This is a genomic window from Streptomyces kronopolitis (assembly GCF_050953795.1).
Taxonomy (GTDB): domain Bacteria; phylum Actinomycetota; class Actinomycetes; order Streptomycetales; family Streptomycetaceae; genus Streptomyces; species Streptomyces kronopolitis_A.
Genome location: NZ_CP191850.1, coordinates 3093910 through 3116228, shown reverse-complemented (window position 1 = coordinate 3116228; position 22319 = coordinate 3093910). Strand labels below are relative to the sequence as shown.

21 protein-coding genes are annotated in these 22319 nt (G+C 71.9%); 12 read left to right on the top strand and 9 right to left on the bottom strand.

Features of this window, described 5'->3' with window-relative positions:
* The first annotated feature begins 151 nt into the window (after positions 1–151).
* The 3 genes from ACQP17_RS13575 (at position 152) to ACQP17_RS13565 (ending at position 3854) form a co-directional block, all read left to right on the top strand.
* A complete protein-coding gene (locus tag ACQP17_RS13575) occupies positions 152–1948 on the top strand; it encodes a DEAD/DEAH box helicase (RefSeq protein ID WP_433856511.1) in 1797 nt (598 codons plus the stop codon).
* Between the two features lie 335 nt (positions 1949–2283).
* Positions 2284–2925: an IclR family transcriptional regulator gene (locus tag ACQP17_RS13570; protein WP_364880783.1), complete on the top strand. Its 642-nt coding sequence runs from the start codon at positions 2284–2286 to the stop codon at positions 2923–2925.
* Positions 2926–3068: 143 nt separating this feature from the next.
* Positions 3069–3854, top strand: coding sequence for a S16 family serine protease (locus ACQP17_RS13565; protein WP_433856510.1), 786 nt, complete (start codon positions 3069–3071; stop codon positions 3852–3854).
* Positions 3855–3922: 68 nt separating this feature from the next.
* Here the strand turns inward: ACQP17_RS13565 and ACQP17_RS13560 are convergent, their stop codons facing one another.
* Genes ACQP17_RS13560 through ACQP17_RS13540 form a run of 5 tightly spaced genes read right to left on the bottom strand, consistent with a single transcriptional unit; the run spans position 3923 to position 8246 of the window.
* On the bottom strand, positions 3923–4969 hold the full coding sequence (locus ACQP17_RS13560) for a glycine betaine ABC transporter substrate-binding protein (RefSeq protein ID WP_433856509.1): 1047 nt from the start codon (positions 4967–4969) through the stop codon (positions 3923–3925).
* The gene (locus tag ACQP17_RS13555; protein ID WP_433856508.1) at positions 4966–5853 is read right to left on the bottom strand and encodes an ABC transporter permease; all 888 of its coding nucleotides are present in this window, start codon (positions 5851–5853) and stop codon (positions 4966–4968) included. Before ACQP17_RS13555 ends, ACQP17_RS13560 begins: the two co-directional genes overlap by 4 nt.
* Positions 5850–7124: a betaine/proline/choline family ABC transporter ATP-binding protein gene (locus ACQP17_RS13550; RefSeq protein ID WP_433856507.1), complete on the bottom strand. Its 1275-nt coding sequence runs from the start codon at positions 7122–7124 to the stop codon at positions 5850–5852. Before ACQP17_RS13550 ends, ACQP17_RS13555 begins: the two co-directional genes overlap by 4 nt.
* On the bottom strand, positions 7117–7764 hold the full coding sequence (locus ACQP17_RS13545; protein ID WP_364880776.1) for an ABC transporter permease: 648 nt from the start codon (positions 7762–7764) through the stop codon (positions 7117–7119). Before ACQP17_RS13545 ends, ACQP17_RS13550 begins: the two co-directional genes overlap by 8 nt.
* A 14-nt stretch (positions 7765–7778) precedes the next feature.
* The gene (locus ACQP17_RS13540) at positions 7779–8246 is read right to left on the bottom strand and encodes an Lrp/AsnC family transcriptional regulator (protein ID WP_364880775.1); all 468 of its coding nucleotides are present in this window, start codon (positions 8244–8246) and stop codon (positions 7779–7781) included.
* Positions 8247–8375: 129 nt separating this feature from the next.
* Between ACQP17_RS13540 and hppD the strand changes: the two genes are divergently transcribed.
* From hppD to ACQP17_RS13515, 5 genes are all read left to right on the top strand, one after another.
* Positions 8376–9542, top strand: a complete 1167-nt coding sequence (hppD, locus tag ACQP17_RS13535; protein ID WP_433856506.1) for a 4-hydroxyphenylpyruvate dioxygenase — start codon at positions 8376–8378, stop codon at positions 9540–9542.
* A 65-nt stretch (positions 9543–9607) separates the two neighbouring features.
* Entirely contained in the window at positions 9608–10972 is a 1365-nt protein-coding gene (locus ACQP17_RS13530) for an FAD-binding oxidoreductase (RefSeq protein ID WP_433856505.1), read from the top strand.
* A gap of 74 nt (positions 10973–11046) precedes the next feature.
* Positions 11047–11370, top strand: coding sequence for a hypothetical protein (locus ACQP17_RS13525; protein ID WP_433856504.1), 324 nt, complete (start codon positions 11047–11049; stop codon positions 11368–11370).
* Between the two features lie 9 nt (positions 11371–11379).
* Positions 11380–11673 carry a hypothetical protein gene (locus ACQP17_RS13520; protein WP_433856503.1) on the top strand — a complete coding sequence of 98 codons (294 nt, stop codon included), beginning with the start codon at positions 11380–11382 and terminating at the stop codon, positions 11671–11673.
* Between the two features lie 81 nt (positions 11674–11754).
* On the top strand, positions 11755–13233 hold the full coding sequence (locus ACQP17_RS13515) for a dihydrolipoyl dehydrogenase family protein (RefSeq protein ID WP_433856502.1): 1479 nt from the start codon (positions 11755–11757) through the stop codon (positions 13231–13233).
* Between the two features lie 56 nt (positions 13234–13289).
* Here ACQP17_RS13515 and ACQP17_RS13510 read toward each other — a convergent pair whose 3' ends face one another.
* Positions 13290–13763 carry an SsgA family sporulation/cell division regulator gene (locus tag ACQP17_RS13510; RefSeq protein WP_364880766.1) on the bottom strand — a complete coding sequence of 158 codons (474 nt, stop codon included), beginning with the start codon at positions 13761–13763 and terminating at the stop codon, positions 13290–13292.
* Positions 13764–14000: 237 nt separating this feature from the next.
* Here ACQP17_RS13510 and ACQP17_RS13505 point away from each other — a divergent pair, with 237 nt between their 5' ends.
* Both ACQP17_RS13505 and ACQP17_RS13500 read left to right on the top strand, forming a co-directional pair.
* Positions 14001–15545, top strand: a complete 1545-nt coding sequence (locus tag ACQP17_RS13505; protein ID WP_433856501.1) for an RDD family protein — start codon at positions 14001–14003, stop codon at positions 15543–15545.
* Between the two features lie 104 nt (positions 15546–15649).
* On the top strand, positions 15650–16483 hold the full coding sequence (locus ACQP17_RS13500) for an RDD family protein (RefSeq protein ID WP_433856500.1): 834 nt from the start codon (positions 15650–15652) through the stop codon (positions 16481–16483).
* Here the strand turns inward: ACQP17_RS13500 and ACQP17_RS13495 are convergent.
* A complete protein-coding gene (locus ACQP17_RS13495) occupies positions 16475–16831 on the bottom strand; it encodes a hypothetical protein (RefSeq protein ID WP_433856499.1) in 357 nt (118 codons plus the stop codon). The two genes, ACQP17_RS13500 and ACQP17_RS13495, sit on opposite strands and share 9 nt — an antisense overlap.
* Before the next feature lie 399 nt (positions 16832–17230).
* Here ACQP17_RS13495 and ACQP17_RS13490 point away from each other — a divergent pair, with 399 nt between their 5' ends.
* Positions 17231–19621, top strand: coding sequence for an immune inhibitor A domain-containing protein (locus tag ACQP17_RS13490; protein ID WP_433856498.1), 2391 nt, complete (start codon positions 17231–17233; stop codon positions 19619–19621).
* A gap of 116 nt (positions 19622–19737) precedes the next feature.
* The gene (locus tag ACQP17_RS13485; RefSeq protein ID WP_433856497.1) at positions 19738–20112 is read left to right on the top strand and encodes a hypothetical protein; all 375 of its coding nucleotides are present in this window, start codon (positions 19738–19740) and stop codon (positions 20110–20112) included.
* Between the two features lie 60 nt (positions 20113–20172).
* Here ACQP17_RS13485 and ACQP17_RS13480 read toward each other — a convergent pair whose 3' ends face one another.
* Complete coding sequence (locus tag ACQP17_RS13480) at positions 20173–20769, bottom strand: isochorismatase family protein (protein WP_433856496.1); 597 nt, start codon at positions 20767–20769, stop codon at positions 20173–20175.
* Positions 20770–20929: 160 nt separating this feature from the next.
* Positions 20930–22258, bottom strand: coding sequence for a nicotinate phosphoribosyltransferase (locus tag ACQP17_RS13475; RefSeq protein ID WP_433856495.1), 1329 nt, complete (start codon positions 22256–22258; stop codon positions 20930–20932).
* Between the last annotated feature and the right edge of the window lie 61 nt (positions 22259–22319).

Genomic DNA, 22319 nt, shown 5'->3' with positions numbered 1-22319 from the left:
CCGCGACCCCCGCCCGCCGGCCCGCCCGTCCGCACACAGATGTGACCTCGGTCCCACCCCGGGGTGACCCGGTGCGGTACCCCCGGAGCGTGAACCGGGGCACCGGTAGGCTGACGCGGTTGCCGATCGCCGACCTCAGCCGACGGAGACCGTGACTACCACCACCAGCGCCACCAATAACCATCACCTGTCCCCGGCCTTTCCGGGACGGGCCCCTTGGGGTACCGCGAACAAGCTGCGCGCCTGGCAGCAGGCGGCCATGGACCGCTACCTCCAGTCGCAGCCGAGAGACTTCCTCGCCGTCGCGACGCCGGGAGCCGGCAAGACGACGTTCGCGCTCACGCTCGCGTCGTGGCTGCTGCACCACCACGTCGTGCAGCAGGTGACGGTCGTCGCGCCGACCGAGCACCTGAAGAAGCAGTGGGCGGAGGCGGCGGCCCGGATAGGGATCAAGCTCGACCCCGAGTACAGCGCGGGGCCGCTGGGCCGCGACTACCACGGCGTCGCGATCACCTACGCCGGTGTGGGCGTGCGGCCGATGCTGCACCGCAACCGCATCGAGCAGCGCAAGACGCTGGTGATCCTCGACGAGATCCACCACGCCGGCGACTCGAAGTCCTGGGGCGAGGCGTGCCTGGAGGCGTTCGAGCCCGCCACCCGGCGGCTGACGCTGACCGGTACGCCCTTCCGGTCCGACACCAACCCGATTCCGTTCGTGACGTACGAGGAGGGCAACGACGGCATCCGGCGCTCCTCCGCCGACTACACCTACGGCTACGGCAACGCGCTCGGCGACGGCGTCGTCCGGCCGGTCATCTTCCTCTCCTACAGCGGCAACATGCGCTGGCGGACGAAGGCGGGCGACGAGATCGCGGCCCGGCTCGGCGAGCCGATGACCAAGGACGCGGTCTCGCAGGCCTGGCGCACCGCGCTGGACCCGCGCGGCGAGTGGATGCCCAATGTGCTGCGCGCCGCGGACCACCGGCTGAGCGAGGTCCGCAAGTCCATCCCGGACGCCGGGGCGCTGGTGATCGCCTCCGACCAGGAGCAGGCGCGGGCCTACGCCAAGCTGATCCGGGAGATCACCGGCGAGGGCGCCACCCTGGTGCTGTCCGACGATTCCGGCGCCTCCCAGCGCATCGACGACTTCGCGCACTCGCACGACCGCTGGATGGTCGCGGTCCGGATGGTGTCCGAGGGCGTCGACGTGCCGCGGCTGGCGGTCGGGGTGTACGCCACCACCATCTCGACCCCGCTGTTCTTCGCCCAGGCCGTCGGCCGCTTCGTGCGCTCCCGCAAACGCGGCGAGACCGCCTCGGTCTTCCTGCCCACCGTCCCGATGCTGCTCGGCTTCGCCAACGAGATGGAGGTCGAGCGCGACCACGTCCTCGACAAGCCGAAGAAGGACGGGGAGGAGGACCCCTACGCCGAGTCCGAGAAGGAGATGGACGAGGCGAACAAGGAGCAGGACGAGGACACCGGTGAGCAGGAACAGTTCTCGTTCGAGGCGCTGGAGTCGGAGGCGGTCTTCGACCGGGTGCTCTACGACGGCGCCGAGTTCGGGATGCAGGCCCACGCCGGCAGCGAGGAGGAGCAGGACTACCTCGGCATCCCCGGGCTGCTGGAGCCCGACCAGGTGCAGATGCTGCTGCAAAAGCGGCAGGCCCGGCAGATCGCGCACAGCAAGAAGCGGCCCGACGAGGAGGCCGACCTGCTGGAGCTGCCGGCCGAGCGGCGGCCGGTGGTCACGCACAAGGAGCTGCTGGAGCTGCGGAAGCAGCTGAACACGCTGGTCGGCGCCTATGTGCACCAGAGCGGGAAGCCGCACGGCGTGATCCACACCGAGCTGCGCCGGGTGTGCGGCGGGCCGCCGAGCGCGGAGGCCACCGCCGGGCAGCTGAACGAGCGGATCAAGAAGGTACGGGAGTGGGCCACGCGGATGCGCTGAGTGCGCCCGCGGCCCGTGGGCCGGTGCGCCGCGATGGCGGCGCGCCGGCCCACGCCGTTTTCGCGCCGCCTGTAGCACGTCGTGGCGCTCACTGAAACACGAACGGGCACTCTGGCAGGACGTATCGGGATTTTCCAGGCAGGTGGGACCGGATTCTGGACGGACTCTTCCGCTCATCGGACCGGCTCGCTACTGTCCCGCTCACCTACACGCCCCGTGGCAGCGCCGCCGCGGAGCGCAGCCGGTGCCATGCGGCCGGCGGCCTCCGGTGCGCGCTGCTCGGAACTCGCAGCGCGTCGCGCCGGAGCGCCGCCACTCACCCAGGAGGGGGCGTCGTGACCGCAGAGACCTCCCAGACACTCGACCGAGGGCTGCGCGTCCTCAAACTTCTCGCCGACACCGACCACGGGCTGACCGTCACCGAGCTGTCCCACAAGCTCGGCGTGAACCGCACCGTGGTCTACCGCCTGCTGGCCACGCTGGAGCAGCACGCCCTGGTGCGCCGTGACATCGGCGGCCGGGCCCGGGTCGGGCTGGGCGTGCTGCGCCTGGGCCGCCAGGTGCATCCACTGGTCAGGGAGGCCGCCCTTCCCGCGCTGCGCGCGCTTGCCGAGGACGTGGGGGCCACCGCGCATCTGACCCTGGTCGACGGTACGGAGGCGCTGGCCGTCGCCGTGGTGGAGCCGACCTGGACCGACTACCACGTGGCCTACCGGGCCGGTTTCCGTCATCCGCTCGACCGGGGGGCCGCCGGCCGGGCGATCCTCAAGGCCCGGCAGGGACGCACCCACGACGCCGGACTCGCCCTGACACACGGGGAGTTGGAGGCCGGTGCGAGCGGCGCCGCGGCCCCGCTGCTGGGGGTGAGCGGCATCGAGGGGAGCGTGGGCGTGGTGATGCTCGCCGACACGGTCTCCGAGCGGATCGGCCCGCGGGTGGTCGACGCGGCCCGGGAGGTCTCCGAGGCGCTGCGCTGAGGCGGCGGGGCCGGCGTACCGGCGGGCGGCCCGGGGCCGTCTCCCGGCCGCGGTGACTGCGGGGTGTGAAGGCGGCGTGGCCGTGTGGTGAGGCCGCAGCGCCTTAACGTCCAGGTGAGGCGGGTGTCAATTAGGGTGGCGGGGTGTCTTCACGTGTCCGGGCTCTGGCGGTCTGCGCCGCCGTCGTTCTCGCCCTCCTCGTCACCGCGGCCCTCGCGCCGTTGCCGTACTCCATCGCCTACCCGGGCATGACGGCCAATGTGCTCGGTGACGACAAGGGCAAACCGGTGATCACCATCACCGGCGCCGCCACCCGCAAGACGGGCGGGCAGCTGCGGATGACCTCCATCGTGGCCACCGGCCCGGACGCCTCCGTCCATCTGCCGGACATGATCAAGGGCTGGTTCCGTACGGACGAGGCCGTGATGCCGCGCGAGGCCGTCTACCCGGTGGGCAACAACACCGAGGAGATCGCCGAGCACAACGCCCAGCAGATGCAGGAGTCCCAGAACAGCGCCACCAGCGCGGCGCTCGGGGAGCTGGGCAGGTCGGCGAAGGACATCAAGGTCAAGCTGAGCCTCGCGGACGTCGGCGGGCCGAGCGCCGGGCTGATGTTCGCGCTCGGCATCGTCGACAAGCTGAACGGCGACGGCGCGGGCAAGGACCTCACCGGCGGGCGCACCATCGCCGGCACCGGCACGATCACCGCCGGCGGCGCGGTGGGCGCGGTGGGCGGGGTCCCGCTGAAGACCCAGGCCGCCCACCGCGACGGCGCCTCGGTCTTCCTCGTCCCGCGCAAGGAGTGCGCGGACGCCCGGGCGGAGCTGCCGAAGGGGATGCGGCTGATCCCGGTCACCACGCTCGACGGGGCGGTCAAGGCCCTGAAGGCCCTGCAGACCGGCGGCACGGTCCCCAGCTGCGGCCGCTGAGCCGCTCCCGCGACGGGGACACCGGATCGCCGAGCCGTGCGCGCCCCGCCCCGGGGCCCGGCCGCCGCTCAGCCCTCCTTGATGAACCCCTCCTGGATCAGCCAGTTCTTCGCGACCTCGTGCGGGTCCTCGCCGTTCACGTCGACCTTGCGGTTCAGCTCCTGGGCGACGCTGTTGTTGAGGGCCTTGGTGACCGGGGCCAGGACCTCGGCCATGGCCGGGTACTTCTTCAGGGCCTTGGCGTTGATCTCGGGGGCCACGTTGTAGTTGGGGAAGAAGTGCTTGTCGTCGGCGAGGACGTGCAGGTGCATGGCCTTGATCCGGCCGTCGGTGGTGAACACCTCGCCGAACGCGCAGGTGCCCTTCTCGGTCTCGGTGTAGACGACGCCGCCGGTCATCTTGCGGATGTTGGCGGAGGGCACCTGCATGCCGTACGCGCGGGCCATGCCCGGCAGCCCGTCGTTGCGGGTGGCGAACTCGTTCTCCACGCACATCGTCACGGCCCCGGGGTTCTTGTGGGACAGCGCGGCGACCTCCGAGAGGTTGTGCACGCCGAGCTTCTTCTGGTTGGCGGTGTTCAGCGCCAGCGCGTAGGTGTTGTTCAGGGTCGACGCCGGCAGCCAGACGATGCCGTTCTTGCGGTCCTCGTCGCGGACGGCCTTCCACTGCTGCTGGGGGTTGACGATCGGCTTGGTGTGGCCGAGGTAGGTGATCCAGCCGGTGCCGGTGTACTCGTACGCGGCGTCCGCGGTGCCGGACTTGACGGCCTCCCGTGCGCCGATCGACCCCTGGATGCTGGTCTTGTCGATGACCAGGGCGCCGGCGGCCTCGAAGACCAGCCCCATCATCTGGCCCAGGACGATCTGTTCGGTGAACTCCTTCGAGGTCACGGTCAGATGCGCCCCGGTGAGGGGACGGCCCGGGTAGCCGGCCTTCGGGCCCGGCAGCACCTGGTCGGACATCGCGCTGCCGCTGACCAGCCCGCATCCGCCGAGCACGGCGAGGGTGACGAGGGCGAGCAGCGCGGCGGCCGGGGCGGTGGCCCGGCGCCGTCCCGGCCGCGGCGGGGCCGGGTGGCCACGGCGCACCGCCGGGTGGCTGTGCGGCGTTCTCATTCCCCCACCTCCAGGCCGCGCGGGCGCAAGAGCAGTTCGGCGAGCGAGGCCAGCCATTCGACCAGCAGGGCGAGCGCCACGGTCAGGACGGAGCCGAGGATCAGCACGGGCATCCGCTGGGTGACGATGCCCGCCGAGATCAGGTCGCCCAGCCCGCCGCCCCCGCCGAAGGTGGCCAGGGTCGCGGTGCCGACGTTCAGCACCAGTGCGGTGCGGACGCCGGCCAGGATCAGCGGGACTGCCAGCGGGAGTTCGACCTTGGTCAGCACCCCGGTGGGGGACATCCCGATGCCGCGGGCCGCCTCCGTCAGCGTCGGTTCGATCCCGCGCAGCCCGGCGATGGTGTTGGCCAGGACCGGCAGCACGGCGTAGATCACCATGCCGACGATCGCCGAACGGGCGCCGATGCCCAGCCAGATGACCAGCAGGATCAGCAGACCCAGGGCCGGTACCGCCTGCCCGAGGTTGGCGAGGGCCATCGCGAACGGGGTGGCCCGGCGCAGCTTGGACCGGGTCAGCGCGATGCCCAGCGGGATCGCGATGATCAGTACGAAGAAGGTGGAGATCGCGGTGAGCTGGATGTGCTGGCGCAGCGCCAGCCACACCTTGCCGTTGTCCACCGCCTGGTGGGCGATGGAGTCCAGCCGGGCGCCGCGGAACCACAGCCAGGTGGCGAGCAGCGCGAGGACCAGGAAGGCCGGCATGAAGGTCCACTTCTGCCAGCTGATCCGGCGGCCCCCGGACGGCGGCGACGGGGCGGGCGCCTCCCCGGCCGCCAGCTCCCGCTCCTCCATCTCCACTCCGTCGCGGAAGGCCAGCGCCTCGTGATCGCTGGGATGCCGCCGCGCGGGCTCGCGGGGGTCGCTCCCGTCGCGGGGGCTCATGCCCTGCTCCCCCGTCCGCCGTCGGTGCCGCTCGCGTCGTCCAGGCCCTCCTGGGCCAGCTGGGTCTGCCGGGCCCGCTGCTCGTGGAGCCGGTGCTGCTGCTCGATGGCTTCGAGGCGGTCCGCCTCCAGCAGCTCCTGGACGTTGTTCATCAGCGTTTCCATGTCGACCATGCCGAGGTACTCGCCGCGCCGCCCGGTGACCGCGACCCGGCCCGCGTTGTCGGTGAGCACCGCCTCCAGGGCGTCGCGCAGCGTCGCGTCCCGGGTCACCGTGTCGGCCACCAGGGTGCCGGCCCGGGCCAGCGACCCCTTGGCACGGGCGAGGTCGCCGCGGCGCAGCCACTTGTACGGGCGCCGGTTGTGATCCAGCAGCAGCAGTTCGTTGTGGGGGCCCGAGCGCAGCCGCTCGAAGATGGACTCCAGCGGGTCGTCGATGCTCGCGGTGGGGAAGTCGACCACGGCCACGTCCCGCACGCGGGTCAGATTCAGCCGCTTGAGTGCCGCCCCGGCGCCCACGAAGCCGGAGACGAAGTCGTCGGAGGGGTTGGTGAGGATGGCCTCGGGGGTGTCGAACTGGGCGATGTGCGAGCGCTCGCGGAGCACCGCGATCCGGTCGCCGATCTTGATCGCCTCGTCGAAGTCGTGGGTGACGAAGCAGATGGTCTTGTGCAGCTCGTGCTGGAGCCGGATCAGCTCGTCCTGGAGGTGGTCGCGGGTGATCGGGTCGACCGCGCCGAACGGCTCGTCCATCAGCAGGACGGGCGGGTCGGCGGCGAGCGCGCGGGCCACCCCGACGCGCTGCTGCTGGCCGCCGGAGAGCTGGCGCGGGTAGCGGCCGTGGAACTCGGCCGGATCCAGGCCGACGAGGTCGAGCATCTCCTCCACCCGGTCCTTGACCCGGGCGGCGCGCCAGCCCAGCATCTTGGGCACCAGCGCGATGTTCTGGGCGACCGTCATGTGCGGGAAGAGGCCGGACGCCTGGATGGCGTAGCCGATGGTGCGGCGCAGCTTGACCGGATCCATGTCAGTGACGTCCTCGCCCCCGATCCGGATCCGTCCCGAGCTGGGCTCGATCAGCCGGTTGATCATCTTCAGGGTGGTGGACTTGCCGCAGCCGGAGGGGCCCACGAGGATCACGGTCTCGCCGGCCTTGATCTCCATGTTGACGTTGTCCACCGCGGGGGTGGGGTTCCCCGGATAGAGCTTCGTCAGGTTCTCCAGCCGGATGCTCGCTCCGGACGTGCTGGTGGTCTCGGGCGTCTCAGGCACGGATCCCCCTGGAGATGGTCAGGCGTCCGATCAGGACGTACGCGGCGTCGAAGAGCAGGGCGAGGACGGCGATGCCGAGCGTGCCGGAGAGCACCTGGTTGAGGGAGTTGGCGCTGCCCAGCGAGGCGATCCCGCGGAAGATCTCGTTGCCCAGGCCGGGGCCGGAGGCGAAGGCGGCGATGGCCGCGATGCCCATCAGCATCTGGGTGGCGACCCGGATGCCGGTGAGGATGGGCGGCCAGGCCAGGGGCAGTTCGACGCGGAAGAGCCGGGCGGTGCGTGACATCCCGATGCCCCGGGCCGCGTCGACGAGCGCCGGGTCCACCCCGCGCAGCCCGACGATGCAGTTGCGGACCACCGGCAGCAGCCCGTACAGGGTCAGGGCGATCACCGTGGGCGGGACGCCCAGGCCGACGATCGGGATCAGCAGACCGATCAGGGCCAGGGACGGGATGGTCAGGATGGTGGCGGTGGACGTGGTGGCGAGGTTGCCCGCCCATTCACTGCGATAGGTCACCACGCCGATGAAGACCCCCAGCAAGGTGGCGAGCACCATGCACTGGAAGACCGCGCTGGCGTGCTGATACGTATCCGTCAGCAGCTGGGCGTGCCGGGTGCCGACGTACTCCCAGAAGCTCACTCGGTCTCCTCGGTTCAGTCTCCCGATGCCTGTTTCACCAGCGGGATGATCCGCAACGGAACCGGATTTTCCATGACGATTGCCGTTGAAGCCCGCACGATGCCATCAAAGCCCACAACACGGTCGATCACCCGCTGTAGATCGGCGTTCGACCGAGCGACGAGCCTGCAGAGCATGTCCCCGTGTCCCGTCGTTGTATGCAGCTCCAGCACCTCGGGAACGGTCGTCAAGTGGGCGCGTACGTCATTACCTTGGCCCTGTTTGATCTCAAGTGTGGCGAAAGCGGTCACGGGATAGCCGATCGCCGCCGGGTCCACCTCCGGTCCGAAGCCCCGGATCACTCCATTCGACTGAAGCCGGTCGAGCCGGGCCTGGACCGTCCCGCGCGCCACCCCCAGCCGCCGGGACGCCTCCAGTACGCCGATCCGCGGCTCCCGGGCGAGCAGTTCCAGCAGCTCCCCGTCCAAATGATCGATCGCCATCGCCCGCTCCTTCGATTCCAATGGTCATCATGTACAGATAGTCCGCCAAATCGCGCGCTGCGCTATGCAGAATGCCCAGGGATTCCGCTAACTATTGCGCACCTTGTGGATCGGCGAGACTCTGCGGCCATGGCAGACACCACGATGCAGGCCCAGGCCCAGACCCCGTCCACCGCCGCCGGTGCGGCCCGGCAGGCGGACCCCTTCCCGGTCAAGGGGATGGACGCGGTCGTCTTCGCCGTCGGGAACGCCAAGCAGGCCGCGCACTACTACTCCACCGCCTTCGGCATGAAGCGCGTCGCCTACCGCGGCCCGGAGAACGGCAGCCGCGAGACCGCGAGTTACGTGCTCGAATCCGGCGGCGCCCGGTTCGTGTTCACCTCCGTCGTCAGGCCCGCGACCGAGTGGGGTCACTTCCTCGCCGACCACGTCGCGGCGCACGGCGACGGCGTCATCGACCTCGCCATCGAGGTGCCGGACGCCCGCGCCGCCTACGAGCACGCCGTCGCGCACGGCGCCACCGGCCTGGAGAAGCCGCACGAGGTCCGGGACGAGCACGGCACCGTCGTCCTGGCGGCCATCGCCACCTACGGCAAGACCCGCCACACCCTCGTCGAGCGCGCCGGCTACCAGGGCCCCTACCTGCCCGGCTTCGTGGCCGCCGAGCCCCTGGTGGAGACCGGCCCGCGGCGCTTCCAGGCCATCGACCACTGCGTGGGCAACGTCGAACTCGGCAAGATGAACGAGTGGGTGGCGTTCTACAACGACGTCATGGGCTTCACCAACATGAAGGAGTTCGTGGGCGACGACATCGCCACCGAATACAGCGCGCTGATGTCGAAGGTCGTCGCCGACGGCACCCTGAAGGTGAAGTTCCCGATCAACGAGCCGGCGATCGCGAAGAAGAAGTCGCAGATCGACGAGTACCTGGAGTTCTACGGCGGCCCCGGCGTCCAGCACATCGCGCTGGCCACCAACGACATCGTCGCCAGCGTCCGGGCGATGCGCGCCGCCGGCGTGGAGTTCCTCGACACCCCCGACTCCTACTACGACACCCTCGGCGAGTGGGCCGGCGAGACCCGGGTGCCGGTGGAGACGCTGCGCGAGCTGAAGATCCTGGTCGACCGCGACGAGGACGGCTATCTGCTGCAGATCTTCACCAAGCCGGTCCAGGACCGGCCGACCGTGTTCTTCGAGATGATCGAGCGGCACGGCTCCATGGGCTTCGGCAAGGGCAATTTCAAGGCACTCTTCGAGGCCATCGAGCGCGAGCAGGAGCGCCGCGGCAACCTCTGACGCCCGGCCGCCGGCGGGCCGTGCACGATCTTCCGTGTACGGCCCACGGATGCGAGGCTGAGGGCATGGACCTCATCGCACGGCTGCGCGCCGGACTCCCGGGTGAAGCGATCCTCACCGACCCCGATGTCACCGGCGCCTACGCCACGGACATGGCGAGCTTCTGCGCGGCCGGCAAGCCCGCCGTGGTCGTCCTGCCGCGCACCGTCGAGGAGGTCCAGCACGTCCTGCGGACGGCCACCGCGCTGCGGGTCCCGGTCGTCCCGCAGGGCGCGCGCACGGGGCTGTCCGGCGCCGCCAACGCCTCCGACGGCTGCATCGTGCTCTCCCTGGTCAAGATGGACCGGATCCTGGAGATCAACCCCGTCGACCGGATCGCGGTCGTCGAACCCGGCGTCGTCAACGCCGCGCTGTCCCGCGCGGTCGGCGCGCACGGCCTGTGCTACCCGCCCGACCCCTCCAGCTGGGAAGAGTGCTCCCTCGGCGGCAACATCGCCACCGCCTCCGGCGGCCTGTGCTGCGTCAAGTACGGCGTCACCGCCGAGTACGTCCTCGGCCTGGACGTCGTCCTCGCCGACGGTCGGCTGCTGACCACCGGCCGCCGCACCGCCAAGGGAGTGGCGGGCTACGACCTCACCCGGCTGTTCGTCGGTTCCGAGGGGAGCCTGGGCGTCGTCGTCCGCGCGGTGCTCGCCCTCAAGCCCGCGCCGCCCGAGCAGCTCGTGCTGGCCGCCGAGTTCCCCTCCACCGCGGCCGCCTGCGCGGCGGTCTGCGAGATCATGGCCCGCGGCCACGCCCCCTCGCTGCTGGAACTGATGGACCGTACGAGCATCCGCGCGGTCAACGACATGGCGCAGATGGGCCTGCCGGAGAGCACCGAGGCGCTGCTGCTGGCCGCCTTCGACACCCCGGATCCGGCCGCCGACCTCGCCGCCGTCGGCGCGCTGTGCACCGCCGCGGGCGCCACCGAGGTCGTGCCCGCCGAGACCGCCGCCGAGTCCGATCTGCTGCTGCAGGCCCGCCGGCTGACCCTGACCGCGCTGGAGCGGGTCAAGTCCGCCACCATGATCGACGACGTCTGCGTGCCGCGCTCCCGCCTCGCCGAGATGATCGACGGCACCGCCGCCATCGCCGAGGAGTACGGCCTGACCATCGGCGTCTGCGCGCACGCCGGCGACGGCAACACCCACCCCACGGTCTGCTTCGACGCCGCCGACCCGGACGAGTCGCGCCGGGCCCGGGCCTCCTTCGACGACATCATGGCGCTCGGCCTGCGGCTGGGCGGCACCATCACCGGGGAGCACGGCGTCGGCGTCCTGAAGAAGGAGTGGCTGGCCCGCGAACTGGGGCCGGTGGGAATGGAGTTGCAGCGCGGCATCAAGGACGTCTTCGACCCGCTCGGCATCCTCAACCCCGGCAAACTCTTCTGACCTGCGCACCCGCGGATGCCGCCGGAGCCGGGGCCCGGATGTACAGGCCACGGGAAGGGCGGTTGACTGCCCCCATGACGATGAGCGATCCGCACCTGCCGGGCGAGGGCATGGTCACCTTCCGGGTGAGCGGCCGGGGAATCGACGACCTGACCTACGCCGTCCAGCCGCCCGAGGAATCCGGCGGCGAACACCAGGTGACCCGGCCGGAGTTGCCCTGGTTCGAGGTGGTCCAGGCGCGCGGGGTGGGCGCCATGCCGATGCTCACCCTCACCCTCGACGGGCCCGGCGCCTACGCCGAGTGCGAGATCCTCACCGACGGCGCACCGGCCGTCCGCGGCACCGTGCACGGACCCGCGGCGACTGCCGTGTTCATGGCACGTGCGGCCGCCTCGTAAAGTGCCGCCATGGAATACGCGCTCACCCTTGCCACCGCCGCCCTGCTGATCGCCGTCTACCTCAATGCCCAGGCCGCCGACCGCCAGGCCAAGCGGCTGAGCCGGCGCCTCCAGGGGCTGGAGCGCAAGACGGACCTGCTGCTCGCGCACGCCGGGCTCGCCGAACCGGAGGACCCCAGGATGGCCGAGCTGGACGCCCTGCTGGCGCAGGGAAAGAAGATCCAGGCCATCAAGCTGCACCGCGAGGCGACCGGCTCCGACCTCGTCGAGGCCAAGGAACCGGTCGAACGCCGGATGCGCTGACGGCCAGTTGGGCAGAGGATGGGCTCAAGGACTCCTCGGGCCCACCGGGCCACCGCATGCCCACGCAGGAAGCGAGAGCCGATGGCAGCCACCGAAGCGACCAACGCCGCTGATGAGGCGTATGACGTCATCGTGCTGGGGGCCGGGCCGACCGGCGAGAACGTCGCCGACCGGGCACACGCCGCCGGACTGAGCGCGGTGATCGTGGAGAGCGAGCTGGTCGGCGGCGAGTGCTCCTACTGGGCCTGCGTGCCCAGCAAGGCCCTGCTGCGCCCGGTCACCGCCCGTTCCGAGGCCCGCCGCGTCCCCGGCTTCCAGGAGGCCGCCGACCGCCCCCTGGACGCCTCCGCCGTGCTCGCCCACCGTGACGCCGTCGCCTCGTACTGGAAGGACGACGGGCAGGTCCGCTGGCTGGACTCGGCCGGCATCGACCTGGTCCGCGGCCCGGGCCGGCTGGCCGGGCCCCGCCGGGTCGTCGTCGACGGCGGCCGGGTGCTCACCGCCCGGCACGCGGTCGCGGTGTGCACCGGCAGTCGCGCGGTGCTGCCCCCCGTGCCCGGCCTCGCCGAGGCCCGGCCCTGGACCAGCCGCGAGGCGACGAGTGCGAAGAGCGTGCCGGGCCGGCTGGTGGTGGTCGGCGGCGGCGTGGTGGGCGTCGAAATGGCCACCGCCTGGCGGGCCCTGGGCTCCTCGGTGACCCTGCTGGTGCGCGGGGACGGGCTGCTGCCCCGGATGGAGCCGTTCGCCGGCCATCTCGTCGCCGAGTCGCTCGCCGAGGCGGGCGTGTTCCTGCGCACCGGCGTCGAGGTGCGCGAGGTGCGCCGGGAGGCCCCGGGCGGACCGGTCACCGTCCTGCTGAACTCTCCCGCCGGGCCTGGCGGCCCGGGAGGTGCCCCCGGCGACGAGATCGTCGCCGATGAGCTCCTGATCGCCACCGGCCGGGCCCCGCGCACCGAGGACATCGGCCTGGAGACGGTCGGCCTGTCGCCCGGCTCCTGGCTGGACGTCGACGAGACCCTGCGGGTGACGGGGGTGACCGGCGGCTGGCTCTACGGCGTCGGCGACGTCAACCACCGCGCCCTGCTGACCCATCAGGGCAAGTACCAGGCCAGGATCGCCGGCGCCGCGATCTCCGCCCGGGCGCGGGGCGTGCCGATCCTGGAGTCCGACCCCTGGGGCGCGCACTCCGCCACCGCGGATCTCCGCGCCGTCCCCCAGGTCGTCTTCAGCGACCCGGAAGCCGCCTCGGTGGGGCTGAGCGCCGCCGAGGCGGAGCGCGCCGGCTACCGCACCCGGGTGGTCAACCAGGACCTGGCGGCCGTCTCCGGCGCCTACCTCTACGGCGAGGGCTACCGCGGCCGGGCCCGGATGGTCGTCGACCTGGACCGTGAAGTGCTGCTCGGCGCCACCTTCGTCGGCCCCGGCGTCGCGGAGCTGCTGCACTCCGCGACGATCGCGGTGGCCGCCGAGGTCCCCGTCGAGCGGCTGTGGCACGCGGTGCCCTCCTTCCCGACGATCAGCGAGGTGTGGCTGCGGCTGCTGGAGGCCTACCGCGGCTGACCGCGGGGCACCGGGAGGCGCGGTGCCCCGCCGCGGGCGTCCCCGTACGCCGCCCGTCACGCCCCGGGGTCCGGGGACTCCTCCGACGCGGCGCCGCCGGGCCGCAGTTCGTCCCCCGGCGCCAGCGCCAGCAGCTCGCTCAGCCCTTTGTCCAGGCCCAGATGCTGCTGCTCGGACCCCGGCGGCACCACCCGCAGGGTGCGCTCCAGCCAGGCCGAGACCGCCGCGGCCGGCGCCTCCAGCAGCGCCTCGCCGTCCGGCGAGGCCAGCGCCAGACAGACCAGGCTGCGCCCGTCCACCCGGGTCGGCCAGGCCCGCACATCGCCGTCCCCGCACGGCCGGAACACGCCCTCGACGAGCAGTTCGCGGGCGAAGGTCCACCGGACCGGCGCGTCCGAGCCGACGTGGAAGGTGACATGGACGGCATAGGGGTCGTCCGTCCGGTACGTCAGCCGGGCCGGCACCGGAACGCTCCGCTCCGACGACCGGACCAGGCCCAACTCCAGCTCTCGCTCCACCACGGTGTACATGACGTCCGCCTTTCCTCGCTCCTGCGGACGCCCGAAACGAGGCCCGCGCCCTAGGAGAGCGGCGGGGAGCCGGACCATTACGCGACTTCGTACAACTTTTTTTCCGCGCCTCTTCCAGGTGGTCGTCGGCGGGCATCGGCACCTTGGCAACCCGGGGTCTGATAGATGTGGACGCCGCGTTGCGGCAGACTGCACCCCTACATCCCACAGGCCGAGTACAGATACGGGACTTCGGACATGAGCGCCCCTACCTCAGGATCCGCCGGCGGTAGCCCCACGCCAGGCTTCTACCCGGACCCGTCCATCCCCGGCTACATCCGGTACTGGAACGGTGCCGCATGGGTGCCGGGCACCAGCCGGCCGGCCCCGGCCCAGGGCGAGGCCATGCCCGCCCCGCCGCCCGGCGCGGCCCCGCCGTCCTCCTCCGGACTCTCGGCGCCGCCCGCGCAGGGGGGACCCTCCGTCGAGGAGACCGGCCCGGTCTTCTTCGACGAGGAGGACGCGGACCGGGGCTCCGCGCTGCCGGTCGTGCGCCGCGCCGGCGAGGTCGCGGCCCGGCCCGGGGTGAACTGGGACGAGACCACCCGGCTGCACGGTGCCGGTCCCGAGGCGGGTGCCTCCTGGCAGGCCGACGCCTCCCGGCAGGGCGGGTTCGCCGGCGAGAGCGAGCCGCGGGTCTCCTGGGGCTCGCCGGACCAGGCGCCGCCCGGCACCCCGTCGGGCGCACCCGGGTGGGGTGGGGTGCCGCCGCAGCGCGACGACGCGGCCGGGGCGCAGGCCGCGCAGGCCTCCGGGCCCACCGCCCCCGACGCCCCGTCGGACGGGACGGTCGCCATCCGCGCCGTGCACCCCGCCCGCCACGGCAAGGGCTCCGGCGACCAGGGCACCACCGCGATCCGAGCGGTCCGGCCGGACGCCGGTGAGCCCGCCGGGGCCCACGAGACGATGACGTTCCGCACCGCACCCGGCGACCGCACGGCCGCCGCCGCACCCGGCGACGGCTCCCCGCAGGCACTCCCGTCCGTCGGCGCGGCGCAGCAGTCCCCGCGCCCGGCCGCGCGGCAACAGCCCCCGCAGCAACAGGCCTCCCGCACACCCGCACCGCAGGCACCCGCCCCGCAGACCCCGGCGCAGCAGACGCCGGCCCCGCAGGCGGCCGCACCCTCGGCCGGTTTCCCCGCGCAGGGCGGCGCCGCGCAGTCCGGGCCCGCCGCGCAGTCCGGTGAGGCCGACGGCGTCATCCCCTGGAAGCCGCCGGCCGCCGCCGACCCGTTCTACGAGGCCCTCCAGGCGGCGCAGGGCCACCCGGCGGGCCTGGGCCGGCGCTTCGTGGCCCGGCTGATCGACACCCTGGTGCTGGGCGCGGTCACCGCCGCGGTGGCCGTTCCCCTGTGGGGCACCGTCACCGACCACCTCGCCGCCAAGGTCGAGGCGGCCAGGCAGTCCGGCCGCCAGGTGACGGTCTATCTCATCGACGGCACGACCATCCCGGTCTTCGCCACGATCCTGGCCGTCCTGCTGCTCGGCGGCGCGCTCCTGGAGGCGCTGCCGACCCTCAAGTGGGGCCGCACCCTGGGCAAGAAGCTGTGCGGCGTCCGGGTCCTGGACATCGAGAGCCACGACACCCCGACCCTCGGCGCGGCCCTCAAGCGCTGGTTCGTCTACGGGGTGCTCGGCGTCCTGGCCGTCGGTGTGCTGAACGCCGCCTGGTGCCTGTTCGACCGGCCGTGGCGGCAGTGCTGGCACGACAAGGTGGCGCGGACCTTCGTCGCCGCCGGCTGAGCGGTCCGGCGCGGTGGGCCACCCGCCGCCCGGGCGGCCGACGGCCGTCCCCCGAACGGACTTCGCCGGATGCGGCGGGCCGCGACAAGCGGTCGACTCGGGCCATGAGTACCGACCAGCCCGGGCCCGGCTCCGGTGAGCCGCCGGAGAACGAGCCGTTCCTGAAGAAGCCGCAGGAGCCCCCGGCGGGCGGCGCTCCCGGCAACGGCCCCTCCCGCGAGAACGGCTCCCCGCGCAACAATCACGCCAACGGGTCGGGCGGCGGCGAGGGCGCCGCACCACCACCGGGCGGCACACCCCCTCCGGGCGGTCAGCAGCCCCCGCCTCCTCCGGGCGGCATGCCGCCCCCCGGTGGTACTCCGCCGCCCGGTGGCGGCCCCTACGGCGGTGGTCCGTACGGCGGCGGCCCGTATGCCGGTGATCCCTACGGCGGGCAGTACGGGCAGCCGGCCGATCCGCTGGCCGGGATGCCGCCGCTGGCCAACCGCGGCCGCCGGCTCGTCGCGCGCATCATCGACGCGATCATCATCGGGGTGCCGGTCGGCATCATCATGTCGCTGATCGTCGGCGGGGTGAACTACTTCAGCACCGACAGCGGCCAGGCCGGCCGGCAGTGGACGGTCTCCGGCGTCACCATGCTGGCGTACCTGATCTACGAGGGGCTGATGCTCAGCAGCCGCGGCCAGACCCTCGGCAAGATGGCGATGAAGATCCGGGTGGCGATGCTCGCGAACGGCTCGATCCCCACTCCGCAGGCGGGCTGGACCCGGGCCGCGGTCTATTCGCTGCCGGAGATCGTGCCGTGCTGCGGTTTCATTTTCTGGCTGATCAACGTCTTGTGGTGTACCTGGGACAAGCCGTATCACCAGTGTCTGCACGACAAGGCGGCGAAGACCGTGGTGGTCTCCACGGAGCCGGCCCGGCCCGCGTCAGCCTGAGTGCTCGCCGATCCGGGCGCGGGAGGCCGCGGCCGGCTCGGTGACCGGCCAACGGCGGCCACGGGAGGGGGAGTGCGCCGGCCGGACCCGTCCGGAGGGCGCCGGGGCGGCCGGTGAAGAGGCGGGCGCGGCGGGCGACTCGGCCCGTCCGGCGCGTCGGCGGACCACCCGCGGCACCGCCGGCATCGGCACCGTCATCGCGACCAGCAGCCCGAGCCCGAGTCCGGCGATGGCGATGACCGCGACTCCGATCCCGGTCTGCGTCTGCGACAGCAGCAGCATCGCGAGGGTGGAGAGAAAGACGGTGGCCGAACCGTAGGCGAGCTGTGCGGCGGTCGGACGAGGCATGGCGGAATCCGTCCTCGGAGGGTCGGCAGGGGGGTATGGGTCAAGCACGCGCCATCGAAGGAGCCTACGGTCCTCCTTGCCCGTGCGGAACGCCGGGTAAGCGTGACCTAACCCACGGTGGTGAAGCACTGGGGGCGCACGAAACCGCCGTTCGGGCGTCGAGGCCCTGGCGTCATGCCAGTTGGGAGCGGGGGCGCAGATCCGGGCGGGCATATGCGCCCGGCCCCTGCCCGGGTGCGGTGGCCTCTCCGGGTACCGCCGTGGGATGTCCGATAGCCGCAACTGGCGGACCGAGTAACGTACTTCGCTGTCGTGCTCAAGTCAAGATCTGTCTTTTTCCCCGTACTTCCGGTCGAATGCCCTCGAACAGTGACCGGTCTAAGGGGAGGACAGCGCCAAGTGAGACAGCAGAGAACGGTGTTCAGATCGGCCGCCCTGGCCACGGCAATTGCTGCGATCGGGGCGGCCGCTTTGTCTTCGGGGGTGGCTTCGGCCGACCCGCAGGGTCCGTCGCCCGTCGCCAAGCGCCAGGACCCGGCCCCTGAGCGGACCGTGGACCACGACCTCAAGGGCCCGTTCAGCGACCGCCAGGCGTCCGAGCGCAAGGAAGCGCTCCAGAAGGTCATCGCCGGCGACGCCAAGGCGACCGTGCGGGGCGGCTCCAAGGTCGTCAAGCTCGGCAAGAGCAAGTACGTCGAGCTGGCCCGGCAGAAGACCGACAAGATCTTCACGATCCTGGTGGACTTCGGCGACAAGGTCGACGACACCACCATGTACGACCCGGACGGCGACGGCCCCAAGCCGCCGGTGAAGAAGTACGGCGGCGACCCCGGCCCGGCGCACAACAAGATAGCCAAGCCGGACCGTGCCAAGGACAACAGCACGGCCTGGCAGAAGGACTACAACCAGAAGCACTTCCAGGATCTGTACTTCTCCCACGACAAGAAGAAGCAGTCGCTGGCGAAGTACTACGAGAAGCAGTCCTCGGGCCGCTACTCGGTCAACGGCGAGGTCTCCGACTGGGTCAAGGTCGACTGGAACGAGGCCCGCTACGGGTCCAACTACTGCGGCCAGACCAACTGCGCCAGCGCCTGGGACCTGATCCGTGACGGCGTCAACCAGTGGGCCAAGGACCAGAAGGCCAAGGGCCGCACCGACGCCCAGATCAAGGCCGACCTCTCCAAGTACGACCAGTGGGACCGCTACGACCACGACGGCGACGGCAACTTCAACGAGCCCGACGGCTACATCGACCACTTCCAGATCGTGCATGCCGGCGAGGACGAGTCCGCCGGCGGCGGCGTCCAGAAGACCAACGCCATCTGGGCACACCGCTGGTACGCCTACGGCACCGACGCCGGCAAGACCGGTCCGGGCGCCAACAAGGCGGGCGGCACCCAGATCGGCAACACCGGCATCTGGGTCGGCGACTACACCATGCAGCCGGAGAACGGCGGACTCGGTGTCTTCGCCCACGAGTACGGCCACGACCTGGGCCTGCCGGACGAGTACGACACCTCCGGCACCGGTGAGTCCTCGGTGGACTTCTGGTCGCTGATGTCGGGCGGCTCCTGGCTGGGCACCGGCAAGGACAACATCGGCAACCTGCCCGGCGACATGAGCGCCTGGGACAAGCTCCAGCTGGGCTGGCTCAACTACGGCAAGGCGAAGGCCGCGGCCAAGTCCTCCCACAAGCTGGGTGTCGCCGAGTACAACACCAAGAACAAGCAGGCGGTGGTCGTCACCCTGCCCGCCAAGCAGGTCAAGACCGAGGTCGTCCAGCCCGCCGAGGGCTCCCACCAGTGGTGGAGCGACATGGGCAACGACCTCAAGAACACCCTGACCCGGCAGGTGGACCTCACCGGCAAGTCCAAGGCGTCCCTGGGCCTCAAGGGCTGGTGGGACATCGAGAAGGACTACGACTACCTGTACGCCGAGGCCTCGACCGACGGCGGCAACAACTGGACGGCGCTGGACGGCACCGCGAACGGCAAGGCCATCCCGCGTGACGGCAGCGACAAGCCCGCCCTGACCGGCACCGTGGCCGCCTACCAGGACCTCTCCTACCCGCTGGACGCATACGCGGGCAAGAAGATCGACCTGCGCTTCCGCTACCAGACCGACGGCGGCGCGGCCCAGAAGGGCTTCGCGGCCGACGCCATCAACGTCACCGCCGACGGCCAGCCGCTGTTCAGCGACAACGCCGAGAACGGCGACAACGGCTGGACCAGCAAGGGCTTCTCGCGGATCGGCGCCTCGTTCACCAAGTCCTACCCGCAGTACTACATCGCCGAGAACCGGCAGTACGTGTCGTACGACAAGACCCTCAAGGTCGGCCCGTACAACTTCGGCTGGACCACGGCCAAGCCGTCCTGGGTGGAGCACTTCCCCTACCAGAACGGTGTCCTGATCTGGCTGTGGGACACCTCGCAGGCGGACAACAACGTCGGCCAGCACCCCGGCGCCGGGCAGATCCTGCCGGTCGACGCGCACCCCAAGGCCGAGCACTGGGCCGACGGCAAGCTGATGCGCAACCGCTTCCAGAGCTACGACTCGACCTTCACCCGGTTCCCGACCGACGCGCTGACCCTCCACCGGGACGGCAAGAAGGTCAAGATCACCTCGAAGAAGGGCGTCACGCTCTTCGACGACCGGCACGGCGTCTACTACGACAAGACGAACCCGACCGGTGGCGTGATCGTTCCTGACACCAACACCCGGATCAAGATCCTCAAGGAGGCCCGGGACGGCTCCACGGTGACGGTCCAGGTGGGCCCCGCCGGTAAGTAAAAGGTAAAGCGGCAGGTCAGAGGCTATTCGGCCGCCGCCCCCTAGCGGGCGGCGGCCGATTCGCGTTTAGATGCGTTCTACAGATCCTTGTTGACGCGAAGTCTCACGGGGGAGAAATGACCAAGTCCGGTGGCGGTTACATCAGGCTCCCAGGAGGGAGCGTGGTGGTCGCCCTCTCACTGCCCAGGCCGGCTCACGGCCCGCGGCCCGGCCCGTACGACTGCGGGTGCCGGGTGCGGGTGCTGGTCCACGCGGTGAACCGTCAGCGCGCCCTGACCAGGCTGCGCAACCTCGGGCTGCGCAGGGTCTACCTGCGCGGCAACACCGAGCCGCCCACACCCGACGAGATCACGGCCGTCCTGCACCACCCGGACGGGGTGGTCTGGCGCGAGACCCCGGAGGACGACACCGAGTCCTGGCACCCGATACGGGCGCTGATGCGACCCCAGATCCCCCCGGCGTCCGCCGCCGGGTACCGGGCCGCGGGGTAGCGCGCGGGGCCGCGGAGGCGCCCGCGGAAGGCCGCGGTCGCGCCGTTGCCGCGAGGGGCGTCAGCCGCCGAGGACCACCGGTTTCCCGGTCAGCTCGGCGCCCGCCGCGCGCAGCTCCGCCAGCGCCCGCTCGGTGGTGTGCGCGGCCACCCCGGCCGTCAGGTCCAGCAGGACGTGGGTGCGCAGCCCGGCCCGGACGGCGTCCAGGGCGGTGGCGCGCACGCAGTGGTCGGTGGCCAGGCCGACCACGTCGACCTCGGTGACGCCGTGGCCGCGCAGCCAGTCCGCGAGCGGGGTGCCGTTCTCGTCCGCGCCCTCGAAGCCGCTGTACGCGCCGGAGTGGGTGCCCTTGTCGAAGACCGCGTCGATGGCCCCGGAGGCGATCGCCGGGGTGAAATTGGGGTGGAAGCCGCTGCCCTCGGTGCCGGCCACGCAGTGCACCGGCCAGGTGCGCTCGTAGTCGGGGCGCTCGGAGAAGTGGTCACCGGGGTCGATGTGGTGATCACGGGTGGCGACGACGTAGCGGTAGCAGCCGCCGGCCGCCTGGCCGATCAGATCGGTGATGGCCGCCGCGACGTCCGCGCCCCCCGCCACCGCGAGGCTGCCGCCCTCGCAGAAGTCGTTCTGCACATCAACGACGATCAATGCCCGGTGCATGGTGCGTGCCTTCCGGCTGGGAATCGGGGGACCGGCCCGGAGTGTGGTGCGGTGGTGTGACCGAGGGTAGCCACTGGCGGGGGATTGCGGGAGTGGTGCGGAGCCCGGCGGACAGGGCGGCGGGCGCGCCGCCCGCCACACCGCGCCCGCCGGGGCCGCGTCAGACGTATTCGGTGGGCAGGACGGCCTCGCCCCGGGAGAGCTGGGTGGCCGACAGCGGCAGCTGGTCGCGGGCGGCGATGTGCCGTTCGCGGGCGGCGTCCAGCGGCTCCCGCGCCACCACGGTGCCGCCGCTCACCAGCGGCACCAGCAGCTGCCGGTCGGCCAGCTCCGCCGGGACCGGTCCGGTGCCGATGACCTCGGCCTCGGCGATCCCGTCCGCGTCCAGCCGGCGCGCCGCCCACTTGCGGCCGCCGAGCGAGGTCTTGGCGCCCATCGAGCGCTTGGCGACCGGCCGCAGCGGGGTGCCGGGCGCGTCGCCGTCGGCGCGGGCGACCAGCTTGTAGACCATCGAGCAGGTCGGGTGCCCGCTGCCGGTCACCAGCTGGGTGCCGACCCCGTAGGCGTCCACCGGCGCGGCGGCCAGCGAGGCGATGGCGTACTCGTCGAGATCGCTGGTGACCACGATCCGGGTGCCGGTGGCGCCCAGCTCGTCGAGTTGCTGGCGCACCCGGTGGGCGATCAGCAGCAGATCACCGGAGTCGATCCGCACGGCGCCGAGGCCGGGCCCGGCCACCTCCACGGCGGTGCGCACCGCCTCGGCGACGTCGAAGGTGTCCACGAGCAGGGTCGTGCCGCTGCCGAGGGTGTCGACCTGGGCGGTGAAGGCGTCCCGCTCGGTGTCGTGCAGCAGGGTGAAGGCGTGGGCGCTGGTGCCGACGGTGGGGATGTGGTAGCGGAAGCCGGCCGCGAGATCGGAGGTGGTGTGGAAGCCGCCGACGTAGGCGGCGCGGGCCGCGGCCACCGCCGCCAGCTCGTGGGTGCGGCGGGCGCCCATCTCCATCAGCGGGCGGTCGCCGGCCGCCACCGACATCCGGGAGGCGGCCGCGGCCACCGCGGAGTCGTGGTTGAGGATCGAGAGGATCACCGTCTCCAGCAGCACCGCCTCGGCGAAGGTGCCCTCGACCCGCATGACGGGGGAGCCGGGGAAGTAGACCTCGCCCTCCGGGTAGCCCCAGATGTCGCCGCGGAAGCGGAAGTCGGCCAGCCAGTCGCTGGTCGGCTCGTCGAGGATGCCGCGCTCGCGCAGGAAGCCGAGGATCGTCTCGTCGAAGCGGAAGTTCTCCACGGCGTCCAGCACCCGGCCGGTGCCGCCCACCACGCCGTAGCGGCGGCCCTCGGGCAGCCGGCGGGTGAAGACCTCGAAGACCGAGTGCCGGTCCGCGGTGCCGGACCGCAACGCGGCCTGCAGCATGGTGAGTTCGTACTGGTCGGTGAAGAGCGCAGTCGACGGCACGGCCACCGGCAGCCCCAGGTCTGCTGTGTTCATGGAGACGATGCTACCCCCAATACTCGTCACTCTGACGATAGTGGGGTGGGGTCTCCTGGCG